Source organism: Microbispora sp. GKU 823 (assembly GCF_002027145.1).
GTDB classification, from domain to species: domain Bacteria; phylum Actinomycetota; class Actinomycetes; order Streptosporangiales; family Streptosporangiaceae; genus Microbispora; species Microbispora siamensis.
In genome coordinates this window covers 16,773-33,721 of sequence record NZ_MWJN01000012.1, presented here as the reverse complement: position 1 = coordinate 33,721, position 16,949 = coordinate 16,773, and the positions used below count along the sequence as shown (strand labels likewise).

Genomic DNA, 16,949 nt, shown 5'->3' with positions numbered 1-16,949 from the left:
GTTTACGATCTGCTGACTCCGAGACGGCGGTGTTCGAGCGAGGGGAGGGTGGCGCGCGCGGTCTCGGTCCACGCCGCGTCGATCTCCGCGACGAGCACGCCGGGGCCCGTGCCCAGGTCATGCCGGGCGACGCCCATCGGATCGACGAGCATGCTGCGGCCCACACCGAACCCGTCCGGTATGGCGGGATTGGGCGCCTGGCCGACCGCGATGGTCCAGGTGGTGTTCTCGATCGCCCTGGCCCTGACGAGGGTCGTCCAGTGGTCCTCCTTCAGCGGTCCCGAGCCCCAGGCGGCGATCACCGCGAACGTGTCCGCGCCCTGGTCGACCAGCGCGCGGGCCAGTTCGGGGAAGCGGACGTCGTAACAGGTGATCAGGCCGATCCTGAGCCCGGCCAGCTCCACGACCTCCGGCACGTCCCCCGGCGCGACCAGCTTCGACTCCTTCGCCCCGAAGGAGTCGAACAGGTGGATCTTCCGGTAGGCCGCGGCGAGCGAGCCGTCCTCCCGCAGGGCGACGGCGGTGTTCCAGACCCTGCCGTCCGCGGCGGGCTCGAAGACGCCGGCGATGACGGCCGTGCCGTGCTCGCGCGCGGCCTCGGCCAGGCCGGTGACGAACGGGCCGTCCAGCGGCTGGGCGGTCTCGACGATCCCCGGGCCGAAGCGGGCGAGCGTCGCCTCGGGGAACACGGCGAGGTCGGCGCCCCCCGCCCGGGCGAGGGCGTCACGCACGGTCGAGAGGTTGGTCTCCGGGTCGTGGTCTACGGGGATCTGGCACAGCGCTACGCGGGTCACGGATCACAGTCTGCCCGGTCGCCGGCTCGCCCCACCAGGTGAGCGTGCGCCAGATCCACTCCAGCGGGCCGTGCCGGTGCCGGGCGAGCCACCACCTGCAGAAGACCGCCTGCGCGGCGACGGTGACGACGGCGAGCACCACGACGGCGGCCCCCGTGCCGTCGGCCTCCAGAAGCGGCATCGCCACCACGATCACCGTCGTGCCCGTCACGTAGTTGGTCAGCGTCATCCGTCCCAGCGCCTCGAACACCGCCGTATGACCGGCGAGCAGCAGGAACGCCGTCGCGTACGCCACCGCGCCGCACAGCGCCGCCGCCTGGTAGACCCCGCCGCCGGGCGGCGCGTGGTTCCACAACCAGGTCAGCCCGGCCGCGAGCAGGGCCGCCGCCGCGCACACGACGCCGAGGAACGGCCCGCCGCCCAGGCCGTCCGCTCCGCCGAGGCGCCCGGCCCCCCTTCTCGCCTCCGCCTCGGGGGCGGCGGCCAGCCCGAGCAGGAACAGCGCGGTGATCAGCACGTACGGATGGGGGTCGAGCACGGCGGCGACCAGGACGCCGCAGCCCGCCAGCAGCACGGCCCCTCGGGGCAGGAGGCTCGCCGGAAGCAGGACGACCACCCCCAGCAGTGCGTACGGCAGCAGCACCTCTCCGGGGTCGATCAGGATGTGCGCCGCGCCCAGCGCGGCGAGCACGACCAGGCGCCGCAGCATGACGACGCGCGGGCGTCTCGTACGCAGCCGCGCCGAGCGCAGGAACAGCGCGAAGGACAACCCGAACAGGAACGCGAACATCGGGTAGAAGCGGCTCTGGAACAGGTTCACCATCGCCCAGTCCAGCGAGGTCGGCCCGTGCCGCACCCTCTGCTGCCAGGCGTTGACCAGCATGATCCCGCACACGGCGAACCCGCGCAGCGCGTCGACCCGCCGGATCCTGCCCGCCGCCACGTTCACCCGCCAGTCCCTTCGTGAGCCGGGCGGCCAGAGCACCAGCACCCGCATCTCCCGCTCGCGGGCGTGACGACTGGCGACCGGGTCCCGCGGTCACCGCTCGTGCCCCATCATGGCAAGTCGTTCGATCCCGGTTCCAGCGCCATGCCCGAGGGGGGACGGCCGGGGGCCGGGGCAGCGCGTCACTTCCGCCGGGAGTTCCCAGGCAGGGGAAGGCGGGCGGCGGCCTCGGCGAGCCCCTCGGCGAACCGGCGTCCCACGGCCGGGAGCGCCCCGTCGCTGATCCGGCCGATCGTCGCCGTCAGCCGCGCGAGTTCCTCGTCGCCGAGGAACCCGGCGACGGAAAGCAGTCCGTACGCGTCGCACAGCAGCCGCTCGCGGCTGACGTCGCCGCCGGTGAGGTCGAGCAGGTCGAGCAGCGCCCCGAGCTGGGCCCGGTGGAAGTGCTCGACGAGCAGCCGGGCCGTCGTCTCCGGGCCGGCGCCGAGCGGGAGGGCGACCGCGCCGTACGCGGTGCGGCCGGCCGCCCCGGGCGTACCGGCCTTCAGCGGCGTCAGCACCCGCAGGCCGGCGCGCATGGCGGCCCGCTGGTCTTCGGTCAGGGAGGCGAGCGCCGAGCGGACCACCTCGCCCCATTCGGCGGCCGTCTCGCCGGTGAGCCGGTCCTCGACGGGCAGGCCGTGGCAATCGCGGTACGGGTCGACGTCGTCGAGCAGCAGGCGGAGCCCGGCGGCCTCGATCGTGCGGACCGGCCCCCAGAGGAGGCTGTCCTCCGACAGCCACCGGCCGTCCACCCGCACGGCGAACGACCCGTCGTGGGCGTCCACCTCGGCGTGGTCCTGGCCGCCCGCGCGCATCCGCCCGAGTCCCGGCAGATGGACGAAGGTCCCGGTGACCGGCACCGTGACCTTCACCGCCAGGCCGGTCCGTACGCGGCGACCGCGGCGACGGCCGCGAGGTGACCGGCGTCGGCGGCGGTGAGCCGGGCGGGACCGGCGGCCGCGCAGCGCGCCGCCCAGGCGTGGACGTAGGGATGGCTCAGCAGGTCGTCCACCGCGTCGCGGTCCGCCCGCTCGGCGTCCACCAGGACGGACCAGGACTCCTGGTCGGCGACGACCGCCGCCGCGCGGCCCGCCGCCAGGCGGGCTCCGCTGAGCTGCGGGGCGCGCAGTCGTGCGACGTCGTCCGCCCCGGCGCTCCCCCGACGCCAGGGCGTCCAGCGTCGCCACCGGCAGCCGGTGGACGGGGGCGGTCGGGTTCCGCCGCCCCTGGTCGATCAGATGGGAGATCAGCCGGAACAGGTCCGCGCAGTAGACCGAGGGGTTGGCGAAGCCCGATCCCGTCCGATAGCGGTGCGCGTACAGGCCGCCGCCGCAACTGGTGACGAGCGGGCAACGGCGGCATTCGTCGGCCAGCGAGTCCAGTCCGCCCTGGCGTGCGGCGAAGCCGGGATGCCGTGCGGCCTCGTTCAGCGAGTGACGGAAGACGTCGAATCCGGTCGCGGGCGCGCCGTCGTAGGCGGTCTTCAGCGAGTCGGCCTGCTCGTAGGAGCCGTCGGTCTCGATGACGACGAGGTCGGACGGCCGCAGGCCGAGCGACTCGGTCTGGCTGTCCCCGCCCGAGGCGGTCAGGATGATCGAGTCGAACATCCTGACCGGGACCGGCCTGCCGTCCGCGCGCCACCGGTCGTGCACGGCGGTGAGCCAGTCGGCGTACGCGGTCCGCCGCCCGCCGGGCCGCAGCGGCGGGTTGTCCCATGTGGCGTGCGGGAGCAGGAAGTCGACGCGCGGAGGGCGCAGCGCGACGAGCGCCTCGTAGACCGCGACGGGATCGTTGCGGACGTCGATGGTGCACAGCAGCCCGGCGTAGAGATGCGGGTAATGATCGCGCAGCAGGGTGATCGCCTGGACGACCTGGTCGTAGCTGCTCCGGCCGTTGGCGTACCGGCGGTGGAGGTCGTTGGCCGCCCGGTCGCCGTCGATCGACACGCCGACCTTGACGCCCTCGTCCGCGAACATGTCGCAGAAGGCGCGCGACAGGAGCACGCCGTTGGTGTGGATGCGCAGGTCGAGGTCGCAGACACCCTCGACCGCCCGGCGGAGCGTACGCGAGAATCGCCGGAGGCGATCGATTCCGGCGAGGAGGGGCTCGCCTCCGTGGAAGACGATGTGCGTCGTCTGGATCCGATGCTCGGCGGCATGCTCCGCGATCCGATCCGCCACCCGGGCGGCGGTCTCGTCGGACATGACCATCGGCCGTCCCCGCCAGCTCGCGTCGGCGTGTTCGTACACGTAGCAGTGATCACAGGCCAGATCACATCTGCTGGCCACCTTCAGTACGAATTGCCGGAACGGCACGATGGGCGGACGCATTACGAGCGGGCGAAATCAGATGGACGAATCGAACGACGAGCCCGGAGTCCTCGTGTGACGGCCGCCCGGCGGCGTGGACGGCGAGGGAGCGGTGACGCCGGTGACGTGTGTCCTGATCGCTGCGTCGTCGTGCATGGCGGCACCTGGTTTCTGGGCATGAGAGCAGTCGATGTCGAACCCTGTGGCGCGGGGAACGCCTGCGGTGTTTCCGCAGGTGAACGCGTCCACTCCGGCGGGATTCGAACCAGAGGAGCGTACCAAGACGAGCATGACGCCGACGCTCCGTATTGTATTCGCACTACGATAAATTGCCGATGCATGTATCGGATTGTCCGTAGGAATAGGCATAAGTACTCATTAGGTGCCTTTGTGGTGATCGAGGGTCTGCCGGCGCGTGCCATCCTCCGTGGTCCCGGATAGGGTGAGGGCCGTGAGGGAGCCGCTGGTGCGGCGGATGCGGGAGTTCGGCACGACCGTGTTCGCCACGATGACGAAGCTGGCCGTGGAGACGGGCTCGATCAACCTGGGCCAGGGTTTCCCCGACACCGACGGGCCGGAGCGCATGCTGGAGCGCGCGGTCGAGGCGGTGCGGAGCGGCCTCAACCAGTACCCGCCCGGACCGGGCCTCCCGGAGCTGAGGCAGGCGGTCGCCGAGCACCGCAAGCAGTGGTACGGCCTCGCCTACGACCCCGACGGGGAGGTGCTCGTCACCGTCGGGGCCACCGAGGCCATCGCCGCGACGATCCTCGCGCTCTGCGAACCGGGCGACGAGGTGGTCGTCTTCGAGCCCTACTACGACTCCTACGCCGCGGCCGTCGCGCTCGCGGGAGCCGTCCGCAGGGCGGTCACGCTGCGTGTCGACGCGGGGCGGTTCACCTTCGACCCGGCCGAGCTGGAGGCCGCGATCACTCCCCGCACCCGGGCGATCCTGGTGAACTCGCCGCACAACCCGACCGGGACCGTGTTCACCCGCGAGGAGCTGGAGTGCGTCGCCCGGATCTGCCTGGAGCACGATCTGGTCGCGGTGACCGACGAGGTCTACGAGCACCTCACCTTCGACGGCGTCGAGCACGTTCCGCTCGCCACGCTGCCCGGCATGCGCGAGCGCACGGTCATGATCTCCTCCGCGGGCAAGACCTTCAGCGTCACCGGCTGGAAGACCGGCTGGGTGTGCGCTCCGGCGCCGCTCGCGGGCGCCGTGCAGGCGGTCAAGCAGTTCCTCACCTTCACCGCGAACGCCCCCTGGCAGGCCGCGGTCGCGTACGCCCTGCGCGAGGAGATGGAGTGGGTCGCGGCCCAGCGGGCGGCCCTCCAGGGCAAGCGGGACCGCCTCGTGACGGGCCTGACGGAGGCCGGCTTCGACGTGCTCCGTCCCGCCGGCACCTATTTCGTGCAGACCGACATACGGCCGCTCGGCTTCGAGGACGGCCTGGAGCTGGCCCGGCGGCTGCCCGAGCTTGCGGGGGTGGTGGCCATCCCGACCCAGGTCTTCTACGACCACCCCGCACGGGGCCGGCACTTCCTGCGGTTCGCCTTCTGCAAGCGCGACGAGGTCATCGACGAGGCCGTGACCCGCCTGCGCCGCCTGTCCTGAGCGAAGCCGCCTGGATGCCGTGACCGAAAAAGTCGTTATCGCCTAGCGTCACGTGCCATGTACTCTCAGTGATAGCGCCAGCCGTGACGCGACGCCGGATGGTGGAGACATGAGCATGATGCTTCGCCTCGATGAGGCGCAGAGCGAGGCCTGCGGCGGTGCGCAGAGAAGGAAGGCCGCAGCATGCAGGAGGTCGTCGCCGGGGCGGTGAAGGAGTACCTCCTGCGTGCCGCCGATGAGGAGACCGAGCAGTTGGCGATCGAGGCGGTGCGCCGCTGGAAGCCACTCCTCGACCGGCTCGCCCAGGACTCCGCCGACGATGCGGCCCCTGCGAGTGGTGATCGCAGTGGCCTCGGTAAAGCTCACGAGGTCGACGAGATCGCGGACGTGTTGCGCGGGTTCACCGCCTCATCCTGAGCACACGGACCGTGCCGGCGGCGACGAGTGGGGTCGCCAGCCACAGGAAGGGCACCGCGGTGACCGCCCACGCGCTCGCCACGGCGGTCAGCAGCCAGTAGACCCCGATCGCCCAGTAGATCCAGGCGTTGCCGCGCAGGCGTCGCAGGTCGGCGTCCGGCCGGTGCAGGCGCTGCGCCAGCACCAGAGTGAACAGCGCGCCCTGGCAGAGCAGCAGGACGGCCTCGTTGCCGGCGAACAGGCCGGTCGCCAGGGCCCTGCCGTCCGCCTCGGCCGGCAGATGGCCGGCGTTGGTCTCGCCGAAGATCGACGTCGTGTACGGCAGGACGGCCACGAAGAACAGCAGCGGGATGTGCAGCAGGAGCATCGGCTGGGACACCCGCTCGATCTGGTCGAACAGCGTGTGATGGGCCCGCCAGGCGAACCAGAGCATGAGAAAGGCGATGGCGAAGGCCATGAAGGAGCCGGAGTGGTCGCCGAAGAACGCGCCCAGCCGCTGGAAGTCCTCGCCCTCCGGGCGGGGGAGTTCCAGGGCGAGCAGCGTGATGGCGATCGCGAAGATCGCGTCGGCGAAGACGCCGACGCGTTCGTGTGTGAGCCCGGGACGCACCTGAGGCGTGGCCATGCGGATCTCCAGGAAAGGGGGGCAGTGGCGAGCATTCTGGCAGAAGTCGCCTCGGACGGAAGCCGGGCGGCGACGGGAGGACCGCGCACCCGGACCCCGTGAGAACCCCCTGCGCGCTGACGAGCGTGAATGCCGAACTTGGTGAAATCTGCCCATGGTTGCGGCAGGGGTGGGCGAGACTCGCCAATGAAGGCCCGGATGGGGCTGGATAGTTTCCGGGTGTGGGCGGACGCGTACTGATCGCACTGGGCGGCAACGCCATGACGGCTCCCGACGGGAGCGCGTCCCCGGCCGACCAGCAGCGGGCGATCGGCGAGGCCATGGCCCACGTGGCGGCGCTCAGCAGGGCCGGGCACGAGGTGGTGCTCACGCACGGCAACGGCCCCCAGGTCGGCAACCTCCTGTTGAAGAACCAGCTCGCCGCCCACGTCGTGCCGCCCGTCCCGCTCGACTGGTGCGTGGCCCAGACGCAGGGCACGATCGGCACGCTCATCATGAACGCCCTGCAGCGCGAGCTGGGACACGCCCGGGTGGCGGCGATCGTCACCCGCACGCTCGTCGACCCGGCCGACCCGGCGTTCCAGGACCCCGTCAAGCCGATCGGGCGCTACTTCGGGGAGGACGAGGCGCGCCGATTCGAGGGGCACGGCCAGGTTTGGCGGCGGTTCGACCGCGGGTGGCGGCGGGTGGTCGCCTCGCCGCGGCCCGTGGAGATCCTGGACGCCCCCGCCGCCGTCGCGCTCATAGACGCGGGGTTCATCGTCGTCGCCGCGGGAGGCGGGGGAGTGCCGGTCGTGCGCGGGGAGGACGGCACGCTGACCGGAATCGAGGCGGTGGTCGACAAGGACCTCGCCGCCGCCGTGCTGGCCGCCGCCGTCGGCGCGACCGAGCTTGTGATCGCGACGGACGTGCCGTACGCCGCCGTGGACTTCGGCACGCCTCGCGCCCGCCCGATCGGGGAGATCGACGTGGCCGCCCTGCGCGAGTTGCAGGCGGCCGGTCACTTCGCCGGAGGCAGCATGGGACCCAAGGTCGAGGCCGCCCTGCGCTTCGCCGAGGAGACCGGGGGACGGGCCGTGATCACCTCGCTGCACCACATCGGTGCCGCGCTGTCAGGAAATATCGGTACGAGGGTGTACAGAGGGGTGGAGAGATAAGTGCCGGATCCGATCGAGGTACGGAAGGTCCCCATCGAGAGCGTCACCGACGCCTCCGGGCTGGCGAGGCTGATCGACGACGGCGTGATCGAGGCCGACCGCGTGCTGGCCGTGATCGGCAAGACCGAGGGCAACGGCGGCGTGAACGACTACACGCGGATCCTGGCCGACCGGGCCTTCCGCGAGGTGCTCGTGGCCAAGGGCACGCGCACCGCAGACGAGGTCGCGCAGGTGCCCCTGGTGTGGTCCGGCGGCACCGACGGCGTGCTCAGCCCGCACGCGACGATCTTCGCGACCGTCGATCCGGCCACGGCCGTACGGACCGACGAGCCGCGGGTGAGCGTCGGCGTGGCGATGAGCGAGGTGATCCTCCCCGAGGACATCGGCAGGCCCGCCATGGTCGAGAAGGTGGCCGCCGGGGTGCGCGAGGCGATGAAGATCGCCGGCATCGACGACCCTGCCGACGTCCACTACGTGCAGACCAAGACGCCGCTGCTCACGCTGTCCACGATCACCGACGCCAAGGAGCGCGGCCAGACGGTCGTCACCGAGGACACGCTGAAGTCGATGGACATCTCCAACTCCACCACGGCGCTCGGCATCGCGGTCGCGCTGGGGGAGATCGAGACGCCCTCGGCCGAGCAGATCCACAAGGACCTGTCGCTCTACTCGTCGGTCGCCTCGTGCTCCAGTGGCGTGGAGCTCGACCGGGCCCAGATCGTCGTGGTGGGCAACGTACGCGGGATCGGCGGGCGGTACCGCGCCGGCCACTCCGTCATGAAGGACGCCCTGGACACCGACGGGATCTGGGAGGCCATCCGGAGCGCCGGAATCGACCTGCCCGAGCGCCCGCACCCGGACGACCTCGGCGACCGGCTGGTCAACCTGTTCATCAAATGCGAGGCCGACCCGTCGGGCCGCGTACGCGGGCGGCGCAACATCATGCTCGACGACTCCGACGTCCACTGGCACCGCCAGATCAAGGCGACCGTCGGCGGGGTGGCGGCGAGCGTGACCGGCGATCCGGCCGTGTTCGTCTCCGTGGCGGCGGTCCACCAGGGCCCGTCCGGCGGAGGCCCTGTGATCGCCATCGCGGATCTGGGCTGATCGGGCTTTCCGAGCTGGGCTGATCGGGCTTGCGGACCTGGGCTGATCGGGCGGAACGGAGCGCGTACGGCACCGCCCGGGGCGGGCGGTAGGGTCGCAGACATGCCGGCCATTCCGCAGCCCCTGCGCCCCGACGACGACGGCGGCACCGACGCGCCCGTCGCGGCGGCGCTGTCGGCGTTCCAGGCCGGCACGGCGACCGCGGCCGACGTCCTGGCGGCGCTCGCCGGGACCAGGCTGCTGGTGCCGGTGGTCGCGCTGCTCACCGAGTCGGAAGTGGGGGAGCACGGCCTGCGCCAGGAGAAGGAGAGCGAGATGGCCCTCCCGAAACTGGTCGGCAAGGACGGTCGTGAGGCCGTGCTCGCCTTCACCGGGACCGAGCCGATGCGCAGGTGGCGCCCGGACGCCCGGCCGGTGCAGGCCACCACTCCGCAGGTCTGCCAGGCGGCGCGGCACGAGAGCGCCGCCGCCGTGGTGGTGGACGTGGCGGGGCCGGTCCCTTTCGTGATCGAGGGTGGCATGCTGCAGGCCCTCGCCACGGTGGAGGAGGCCAAGAGGGACACCTCCGCCGTGGACCGTCTCGCCCGCGAGGTGCCGGGCGCCACGGTGGCCCGTCTGGGGACGGTGGAGGAGAAGCGCCGCGGCCGCTGGTGGAGCCGCCGCCGCGCCTGAGCGGCTTCGACCGCCGGTGGAGCCGGTGCCGCACCTGATCAGCCTTGACCGCCGGTGGAGCCGCCGCGCCTGAGCGGCCTTGACCGCCTCCTGGCCTGCGGCGGCCACGTCGTTCCCAGGAACGCTGTCGTCCACAGGACCGCGGTCGTCCACAGGGGAGTCCGCACCCCGGGCCACGGCGGCGCGCGGGCGTTAGTGTCTGCCCCGTGTCCCTCGTCGTCCTCACAGCCGCCGTCCTCGGCCTGATCGCCGGTGCGTACGCCCGGGAGGTCGCCGCCGGGTTCGTCGCGGAGCCGGACGACCAGGGCAGGAGCCGCCGCGGGGAGGCGCGGGGGGCCTTCGCCGCCGCGGCCCGCGCCGTGCCGCTGCCCCGTCCGCCGTACGTGACCGAGGGCGTGACCGCGCTGGCCGCGGCGCTGGTGGCCTGGCGCGTCCACGACGGCTGGGTGCTCGCCGCCTGGCTGTACGCCGTGGCCGCGGGGGCCGCGCTCGCGGAGATCGACCGGAGAACCTGGCGGCTGCCGACGCGATCACGCTGCCGTCGTACCCGATCCTGCTGGCCCTGCTCGCGCCGTCGGGCCGCCTGCTGCCCGCGATGGCGTCGGGCTGCGCGCTCGGCGCGGTCTACGCGGTGCTGTGGTTCGCCCGCCCCACGGGCCTCGGGCTCGGCGACGTGAAGCTGGCCGGGCTGATCGGCCTGCTCACCGGCGCGCTCGGCGTGGAGGCCACGGTCGTCGCCGGGATGGCGGGCCAGGTCCTCGGCGCGTTGTACGCCGTGGGGCTGCTCCTGGCCCGCAGGGCCACCCGCACGACCGAGTTCCCGTTCGGCCCGTTCATGCTCGCGGGGGCGCTCGTCGCAGTGGCCTTTCCCGGTGCTTTTCCCGGGGCTTCCCCCGGTGGGTAGCACCCGCGGTTTTCCGGTCTGGGGGGATCCGCGTACGGTCATGGGGGTGTCAGGGGGACGTCGCAGTCGGGCGCACATGGAAGACTTGTCACCATGCTGCGCTGGTTGACCGCCGGGGAGTCACACGGCCCCGAGCTTCTCGCGATCCTGGAAGGCCTGCCCGCCGGGGTGGAGGTGACCACCGCGGACCTCGCCGAGGCGCTGCGCCGCCGCCGTCTCGGCTACGGCCGCGGGGCGCGGATGAAGTTCGAGCAGGACGAGGTGACGATCTCCGGAGGCGTACGGCACGGCCGCACGCTCGGCTCGCCCGTCGCGATCCGCATCGGCAACACCGAATGGCCGAAGTGGGAGACCGTGATGGCCGCCGACCCGGTGGACCCGGAGGTGCTGGAGGGCCAGGCGCGCAACGCGCCGCGGTCGCGGCCCCGCCCCGGCCACGCGGACCTCGCGGGCATGCAGAAGTACGGCTTCGACGACGCGCGGCCGGTGCTCGACCGGGCCAGCGCCCGGGAGACCGCCGCCCGGGTGGCGCTCGGCCAGGTCGCCCGCTCCTTCCTCAAGCAGGCCCTCGGCGTCGACATCATCAGCCACGTGGTCTCGATCGGCGAGGCCGTCGCGCCCCGCGACGTGCTCCCGGGCCCCGGCGACATGGAGGCGGTGGACGCCGACCCCGTGCGCTGCGTCGACCCGGCCGCGAGCGCGGCGATGGTCGCCGAGATCGACAAGGCGCACAAGGACGGCGACACCCTCGGCGGCGTGGTCGAGGTGGTCGCCTACGGCCTGCCGCCGGGCCTCGGCAGCTACACCCACTGGGACAGGCGTCTCGACGCCCGCCTCGCCGGGGCGCTCATGGGCATCCAGGCGATCAAGGGGGTCGCGGTCGGCGACGGCTTCGAGACGGCCCGCCGCCCCGGCTCCCGGGCCCACGACGAGATCGAGAACACCCCCGAGGGCGTGCGCCGGATGACCAACCGGGCCGGCGGCGTCGAGGGCGGCATGACCAACGGCGAGCCGCTGCGGGTCAGCGCCGCGATGAAGCCGATCTCCACCGTGCCCCGCGCGCTCGCCACGGTCGACGTGCTGACCGGCGAGCCCGCCAAGGCGCACCACGAGCGCTCGGACGTCTGCGCGGTCCCGGCCGCCGCGATCGTCGCCGAGGCGATGGTGGCGCTGGTGCTCGCGGACGCGGCCGTCGAGAAGTTCGGCGGCGACTCCGTCGAAGAGGTCGCGCGCAACCTGTCGGGCTACCTGTCGTCCCTGGTCATCAAGTAATAAGGTTTGTGATCATGCAATCGGCGTCCCAAGGCCCCGCCGCGGTCCTCATCGGCCCGCCCGGCTCGGGCAAGTCCACGGTCGGGCGGCTCCTCGCGGACCGGCTCGGCCTGCCGTTCCGCGACACCGACGCCGACGTCGAGGCCGTCGCCGGCAAGACCGTCGGCGACGTGTTCGTTGAGGACGGCGAGGAGAGGTTCCGCGAGCTGGAGGCGCAGGCCGTGCGCGACGCGCTGGAGACGCACCCCGGCGTGCTCGCGCTCGGCGGCGGCGCGATCCTGCACGAGCACACCCAGAAGCTGCTGTCCGGCCACCGGGTCGTGTACCTCCAGGTCGGGCTCGACCAGGCGGTCAAGCGGGTCGGCCTCGCCTCCGCCCGGCCGCTGCTGGTGCTGAACCCGCGCAGCCGACTGAGGCAGCTGATGGAGCAGCGCCGCCCGATCTACGAGGGCCTCGCCGCGATCACCGTCGCCACGGACGGCCGCGAGCCCGAGGACGTGGCGATCGAGATCGAGGCGGCGCTGTGACCGCGACGCGCATCACCGTGCGGGGCGAAAGCCCGTACGACGTCGTCGTCGGCACCGATGTGCTGCCGGAGCTGCCGGGCCTGCTGGACGCGAAGGTGCGCACGGTCGCCGTGATCCACCCCGCCGGGCTGCCCGAGATCGCCAGGCCGGTGCGCGAGACCCTGGAGGGCGCCGGATTCGAGGTCGTCGCCCTGCCCGTGCCGGACGGCGAGGAGGCCAAGTCCGTCCACGTCGCGGCCGAGCTGTGGTCGGCGTTCGGGCGGTACGGCATCACGCGTTCCGACGCGGTCGTCGGCGTCGGCGGCGGGGCGACCACCGACCTGGCCGGGTTCGTGGCCGCGACGTGGCTGCGCGGCGTCCAGGTCGTGCAGGTGCCGACCACGCTGCTTGCCATGGTGGACGCGGCGGTCGGCGGCAAGACCGGCATCAACACCCCCGAGGGCAAGAACCTGGTCGGGTCCTTCCACCCGCCCAAGGGCGTGCTGTGCGACCTGGCCACGCTGGCGAGCGTGCCGCGCGAGGACTACGTCGCGGGCCTCGCCGAGATCATCAAGGGCGGGTTCATCGCCGACCCCACGATCCTCATGTTGATCGAGGACGACCCCGCCGCCGCCCGCACCCCAGAAGGCGAGCACACCCGCGAGCTGGTCGAGCGCAAGATCCGGGTGAAGGCCGACGTCGTCGGGGCGGACCTGCGCGAAAGCGGCCTGCGGGAGATCCTCAACTACGGCCACACCCTCGCCCACGCCGTCGAGCGGGTCGAGGACTACCACATCAGGCACGGCGAGGCCGTGGCCATCGGGCTGGTCTACGCCGCCGAGCTGTCCCGGCTCGACGGCCGCGTCGGCCGCGACGTCGTGGACCGCACGCGCTCGATCCTGGAGTCGGTCGGGCTGCCCACCTCCTACCGCGCCGACGCCTGGCCGCGGCTGCGCGAGCACATGCGCGTGGACAAGAAGGCCAGGGGAGCGGTGCTGCGGTTCGTCGTGCTCGACGACGTCGGCAGGCCCGCCCGCCTGGAGAACCCCTCGGAGGAACTGCTCGAAGCCGCGTACCGGGAGGTCGCCCGATGAGGCAGGTGCTCGTCCTGAACGGGCCCAACCTGGGACGCCTCGGCAGCCGGGAGCCCGACGTCTACGGCGCGCAGACCTTCGACGACCTGGCGGCGCTGTGCCGCGAGACCGGCCGCGAGCTGGGCCTTTCGGTGGAGGTCAGGCAGACCGACGACGAGGCCGAGCTGGTGAGCTGGATCCACGAGGCGGCCGACAGCAGGACCCCCGTGGTCCTCAACCCCGCCGCCTTCACCCACTATTCGTACGCGTTGCGCGACGCGATCGCGCAGCGTACGGCTCCGCTGGTCGAGGTGCACATCTCCAACCCGAACGCGCGGGAGGAGTTCCGCCACACCTCGGTCGTGGCGGCGGTGGCCACCGGGACGATCGCGGGGTTCGGCATGCGATCGTACGAGCTCGCGCTTCGCGCGATCGCGGACATGGGCGAGTGACGAAAGAAGGGATCATGGGCTACCGGTCGTACGTGGCGGTCGGAGACAGCTTCACCGAGGGGCTCAACGACCCCCTCCCGGACGCGCCCCCTCCGGCGCCGGGGGAGGTGGTCCGCTACCGGGGCTGGGCCGACCGGGTCGCCGAGCGGCTCGCCTTACTCGAACCGGACTTCCGCTACGCCAACCTCGCGGTGCGGGGGAAGCTGATCGACCAGATCGTCGCCGACCAGGTGCCCGTGGCCGTCGGACTGAAGCCCGACCTCATCAGTTTCTGCGCGGGCGGCAACGACCTCATCCGCCCCGGCGCCGACCCGGACCAGATGGCGAAGAAGCTGGCCGCCGCCGTACGCGACCTGCGGGCCACCGGCGCCGACGTCGTGCTGTTCACCGGGACCGATCCCCGGGACACCCCGATCATGCGGCAGCTGCGCGGCAAGTTCGCGATCTTCTTCATGCACGTCCGCTCGATCGCCGACCTGTACGGCTGCCACCTGGTGGACATGTGGTCGATGCAGGGGCTGCGGGACTGGCGGGCCTGGAGCGGTGACCGGCTGCACATGAACGCCGAGGGCCACCGCCTCGTCGCGGCCCGGGTCCTGCACGTGCTGGGCGTGCCGGGCGAGGACGACTGGCGCAAGACCTGGCCGCCCCGGGAGCGGGTGGACCCGAGGGCCAAGCGCCGCGAGGACGTGCAGTGGCTCAGGGAGCACTTCGGCCCGTGGATCGGGCGGCGCCTTCGCGGCACGTCCTCCGGTGACGGCCTCGCCCCCAAGCGGCCGGAGCTCAGCCCGCTGCCCCCTGCTCACTAACCCCTGCTCATTGACCCCTGCTCATTGACCCCTGCTCGCTGACCCTGCTCCCCTCTCGATGCTGATCTGAGCCGTCGCGCGGCGCAGGCTTCGCGATATCCAGGGCGGGCGGTGCGGATCGCCTTCGGCCTCCACGGCGGTGAGCCAGAGGAATCCCTCCACTTCCTCTGCAGAGGCGGCCACGGGCTGAGCGTGAGGGGGCATCGCTGCGCGGAAGACCACGTTGACAACGGGGTCGCCGTCGTCGGTCACGAAGAACCCGCTCTCCACATAGGAGAGCCCGACTCCTGTGATATCGACTCCGATCTCTTCGGCGACCTCACGTCGTGCCGTCTCCTCGAGCACGTCGAGTCCCGCGCCGTCGGCCTCGACTTTGCCGCCCGGCCTGCGCACCGGCGCCACCGGCAGCCCGGACGGCGCGAACGCCGCCTCAGACCGGAGGAGGTCCTACCCCGGTCCGATGCGCGACGGGCGGACATCGCGCCAAGCTCCTGCTTCACCACTTTCGAGAAAGGGGAGTGACGGATGGCGTGGAAGCGATGGCGCGCACCCCGGCGCGGGGCGGATGTGGCTGCTCGCCGTGCTCGCGGCCCTGCCGATCGCGGCGGCCGCCGTCGTGGCGGTGGCCTTTCCTCAGGTCGCGGCCACGGCCTGCCCCGGCTGTTACGGGCTGGAGCGGCTGGCGCCGGACGTGTACGCGGAGTCGGGCCTGCCGCCGTTCCGGAGGCGGCAGGTCGTCGCCACCGTGGAGGAGGCGGAGCGGCGCGTCCGCGCCTTCTACGGCGGCCGGCAGGCCTCTCCCCGGATCCTCGCCTGCCTCAGCGACCGCTGTTACCGCCGGATCGGCGGCGGCGGGGAGCGGGGCGTCGCGGTGCTGAACCGCGCGGTGATGCTGGCACCGAACGGCGTGGATCCGGTCATCGCCTCCCACGAGATGTCGCACGTCGAACTGCACGACCGCCTGGTCACGAATGATGCGGTGCCGCAGTGGTTCGACGAGGGCCTGGCCGTTCTCGTCTCCGGCGACCCGCGCTACCTCGCGCCGGATACGGCGGCCGACCGCTGCCTGGCGACCACGGACGCCGCGCTGCCGGTGACGCTGGACGCCTGGTTGCGGGCTGCCGGCGCCGACCAGCGCACCTACGCGAAGGCGGCGTGCCGGGTGAGCCGATGGGTCACCGCGAACGGCGGGCCGCACGCCGTGCTCGACCTCGTACGGCGCCTGAACGCGGGGGAGACGTTCGGCGCGGTCACCAAGATGTGACCGGAGACGGCGCGGCCGGGCCGCCCGCATGAGGTGGGACGCCGGGGTGACTGCCGGGTCCGGCCAGGCCGAGGCACGCGTGATGCGGGAGCACGAGCCCCTGAGGTGGTGTGGCCGACCCTCTCGTGAAAGCGGTTTCCGATGCGTACGCTGTGATCATGCGGCTGTGCGATCTGCGGATATATCCCCTCAAATCGGCTGCCGGCTTGTCTCAGGAGAGCGGTTTCGTCGAGCGGTGGGGCCTGGAGGGCGACCGCCGCTGGGCGGTGATCGGCGAGGACGGGGACAACCTCTGGCTCGGCGAGTTTCCTCGCATGATCACCGTGACCGCCCGCAACCTCGACGGAGGCGGACTCGCGCTGTCGGCGCCCGGCATGCCCGATCTGACCGTTCCTCCGGCGACCGGGCCGAGCGTGCCGGTCGGGTTCAGCGGGCTGGACCGGGCGGTGGCCGCCGATCCGCGGGCCGACGAGTGGTTCACCCGCCTGCTCGGCCGGACGGCGCGGCTGGTGTGGCTGGACGACCCGCGCCGCCGGTCCATCGACCCGGCGCACGGCGGGCTGCCGGGGGAGGTCGTGAGCTTCGCCTGGGACGCGCCGCTGCTGCTGACCTCCCTGTCGTCGCTGCGCCTGCTTGACGAGTGGATCGCGAAGGAGGCCGCCGAGCGGGGAGAGAAGCCTCCGGGGCCGCTCGCGATGGCCCGCTTCCGACCGAACGCCGTCTTCGACGGCGCGGAGCCGTACGCGGAGGACGGCTGGCGGGAGGTCCGCATCGGGGAGGTCGAGTTCCGGGTGTCCGAGCTGTGCGACAGGTGCGCGGTCACCACGATCGACCCCGCCGACGCGGTCAAGGGCAAGGAGCCGCTCCGCACGCTCGCCCGCCACCGCAGGTGGGACGGCAAGACCTGGTTCGGCATCCGCATCGTCCCCCGCAACACCGGCACGATCCGCGTCGGGGACCCCGTCGTCCCCCTGGCCTGACCTCC

Annotated in this window: 19 protein-coding genes; 14 read left to right on the top strand and 5 right to left on the bottom strand. The window is 72.5% G+C overall.

Annotation, left to right across the window (positions count from 1 at the left end; genetic code table 11):
* Positions 1–2 precede the first annotated feature (2 nt).
* The 3 genes from B1L11_RS09275 to B1L11_RS09265 form a co-directional block, all read right to left on the bottom strand.
* A complete protein-coding gene (locus B1L11_RS09275; RefSeq protein WP_256862359.1) occupies positions 3–731 on the bottom strand; it encodes a carbon-nitrogen hydrolase family protein in 729 nt (242 codons plus the stop codon).
* Positions 724–1,785, bottom strand: coding sequence for a DUF418 domain-containing protein (locus B1L11_RS09270; protein ID WP_179155048.1), 1,062 nt, complete (start codon positions 1,783–1,785; stop codon positions 724–726). The genes B1L11_RS09275 and B1L11_RS09270 overlap by 8 nt, the downstream gene beginning before the upstream one ends.
* Positions 1,786–1,922: 137 nt before the next feature.
* On the bottom strand, positions 1,923–4,112 hold the full coding sequence (locus tag B1L11_RS09265) for an FxsB family cyclophane-forming radical SAM/SPASM peptide maturase (RefSeq protein WP_079314106.1): 2,190 nt from the start codon (positions 4,110–4,112) through the stop codon (positions 1,923–1,925).
* A 430-nt stretch (positions 4,113–4,542) separates the two neighbouring features.
* Here B1L11_RS09265 and B1L11_RS09260 point away from each other — a divergent pair, with 430 nt between their 5' ends.
* Positions 4,543–5,706 carry a pyridoxal phosphate-dependent aminotransferase gene (locus B1L11_RS09260; protein ID WP_079314105.1) on the top strand — a complete coding sequence of 388 codons (1,164 nt, stop codon included), beginning with the start codon at positions 4,543–4,545 and terminating at the stop codon, positions 5,704–5,706.
* Between the two features lie 183 nt (positions 5,707–5,889).
* Entirely contained in the window at positions 5,890–6,123 is a 234-nt protein-coding gene (locus B1L11_RS09255; protein WP_079314104.1) for a hypothetical protein, read from the top strand.
* Here B1L11_RS09255 and B1L11_RS09250 read toward each other — a convergent pair.
* A complete protein-coding gene (locus B1L11_RS09250; protein WP_179155047.1) occupies positions 6,107–6,748 on the bottom strand; it encodes a TMEM175 family protein in 642 nt (213 codons plus the stop codon). The genes B1L11_RS09255 and B1L11_RS09250 overlap by 17 nt on opposite strands.
* Positions 6,749–6,969: 221 nt before the next feature.
* On the opposite strand from B1L11_RS09250, the gene B1L11_RS09245 reads away from it, so the two are divergent.
* From B1L11_RS09245 to B1L11_RS09200, 10 genes are all read left to right on the top strand, one after another.
* Positions 6,970–7,905, top strand: a complete 936-nt coding sequence (locus B1L11_RS09245) for a carbamate kinase (protein ID WP_256862358.1) — start codon at positions 6,970–6,972, stop codon at positions 7,903–7,905.
* Positions 7,906–9,012: a ring-opening amidohydrolase gene (locus tag B1L11_RS09240; protein ID WP_079314102.1), complete on the top strand. Its 1,107-nt coding sequence runs from the start codon at positions 7,906–7,908 to the stop codon at positions 9,010–9,012.
* 102 nt (positions 9,013–9,114) lie between these two features.
* Complete coding sequence (locus tag B1L11_RS09235) at positions 9,115–9,684, top strand: SseB family protein (RefSeq protein ID WP_079314101.1); 570 nt, start codon at positions 9,115–9,117, stop codon at positions 9,682–9,684.
* Positions 9,685–9,890: 206 nt separating this feature from the next.
* Complete coding sequence (locus B1L11_RS09230; RefSeq protein ID WP_079314100.1) at positions 9,891–10,361, top strand: hypothetical protein; 471 nt, start codon at positions 9,891–9,893, stop codon at positions 10,359–10,361.
* Positions 10,358–10,588, top strand: coding sequence for a hypothetical protein (locus tag B1L11_RS09225; protein WP_218670992.1), 231 nt, complete (start codon positions 10,358–10,360; stop codon positions 10,586–10,588). The genes B1L11_RS09230 and B1L11_RS09225 overlap by 4 nt, the downstream gene beginning before the upstream one ends.
* Positions 10,589–10,681: 93 nt before the next feature.
* Entirely contained in the window at positions 10,682–11,860 is a 1,179-nt protein-coding gene (gene aroC, locus B1L11_RS09220; RefSeq protein ID WP_079314098.1) for a chorismate synthase, read from the top strand.
* Between the two features lie 14 nt (positions 11,861–11,874).
* The gene (locus B1L11_RS09215) at positions 11,875–12,387 is read left to right on the top strand and encodes a shikimate kinase (protein ID WP_079314163.1); all 513 of its coding nucleotides are present in this window, start codon (positions 11,875–11,877) and stop codon (positions 12,385–12,387) included.
* Positions 12,384–13,460 carry a 3-dehydroquinate synthase gene (gene aroB / locus B1L11_RS09210; protein ID WP_079314097.1) on the top strand — a complete coding sequence of 359 codons (1,077 nt, stop codon included), beginning with the start codon at positions 12,384–12,386 and terminating at the stop codon, positions 13,458–13,460. Before B1L11_RS09215 ends, aroB begins: the two co-directional genes overlap by 4 nt.
* A complete protein-coding gene (gene aroQ / locus B1L11_RS09205; protein WP_079314096.1) occupies positions 13,457–13,891 on the top strand; it encodes a type II 3-dehydroquinate dehydratase in 435 nt (144 codons plus the stop codon). The genes aroB and aroQ overlap by 4 nt, the downstream gene beginning before the upstream one ends.
* Before the next feature lie 14 nt (positions 13,892–13,905).
* Positions 13,906–14,700: an SGNH/GDSL hydrolase family protein gene (locus B1L11_RS09200; protein ID WP_079314095.1), complete on the top strand. Its 795-nt coding sequence runs from the start codon at positions 13,906–13,908 to the stop codon at positions 14,698–14,700.
* A gap of 21 nt (positions 14,701–14,721) precedes the next feature.
* On the opposite strand, the gene B1L11_RS09195 is transcribed toward B1L11_RS09200, so the two are convergent.
* Complete coding sequence (locus B1L11_RS09195) at positions 14,722–15,093, bottom strand: NUDIX hydrolase (RefSeq protein WP_179155046.1); 372 nt, start codon at positions 15,091–15,093, stop codon at positions 14,722–14,724.
* A 172-nt stretch (positions 15,094–15,265) separates the two neighbouring features.
* Here B1L11_RS09195 and B1L11_RS09190 point away from each other — a divergent pair, with 172 nt between their 5' ends.
* Entirely contained in the window at positions 15,266–15,964 is a 699-nt protein-coding gene (locus B1L11_RS09190; RefSeq protein ID WP_218670991.1) for a hypothetical protein, read from the top strand.
* 158 nt (positions 15,965–16,122) lie between these two features.
* Positions 16,123–16,944 carry an MOSC domain-containing protein gene (locus B1L11_RS09185; RefSeq protein ID WP_079314162.1) on the top strand — a complete coding sequence of 274 codons (822 nt, stop codon included), beginning with the start codon at positions 16,123–16,125 and terminating at the stop codon, positions 16,942–16,944.
* Positions 16,945–16,949 lie beyond the last annotated feature (5 nt).

Bases quoted from the DNA above. Each gene is read 5' to 3' on its own strand.
- B1L11_RS09200 (WP_079314095.1), top strand. From the start codon at position 13,906: ATGGGCTACCGGTCGTACGTGGCGGTCGGAGACAGCTTCACCGAGGGG.
- B1L11_RS09215 (WP_079314163.1), top strand. From the start codon at position 11,875: ATGCAATCGGCGTCCCAAGGCCCCGCCGCGGTCCTCATCGGCCCGCCC.
- B1L11_RS09235 (WP_079314101.1), top strand. From the start codon at position 9,115: ATGCCGGCCATTCCGCAGCCCCTGCGCCCCGACGACGACGGCGGCACC.
- B1L11_RS09255 (WP_079314104.1), top strand. From the start codon at position 5,890: ATGCAGGAGGTCGTCGCCGGGGCGGTGAAGGAGTACCTCCTGCGTGCC.
- B1L11_RS09185 (WP_079314162.1), top strand. From the start codon at position 16,123: ATGCGGCTGTGCGATCTGCGGATATATCCCCTCAAATCGGCTGCCGGC.
- aroC (WP_079314098.1), top strand. From the start codon at position 10,682: ATGCTGCGCTGGTTGACCGCCGGGGAGTCACACGGCCCCGAGCTTCTC.
- B1L11_RS09190 (WP_218670991.1), top strand. From the start codon at position 15,266: ATGTGGCTGCTCGCCGTGCTCGCGGCCCTGCCGATCGCGGCGGCCGCC.
- B1L11_RS09265 (WP_079314106.1), bottom strand. From the start codon at position 4,112: ATGCGTCCGCCCATCGTGCCGTTCCGGCAATTCGTACTGAAGGTGGCC.
- B1L11_RS09250 (WP_179155047.1), bottom strand. From the start codon at position 6,748: ATGGCCACGCCTCAGGTGCGTCCCGGGCTCACACACGAACGCGTCGGC.
- aroQ (WP_079314096.1), top strand. From the start codon at position 13,457: ATGAGGCAGGTGCTCGTCCTGAACGGGCCCAACCTGGGACGCCTCGGC.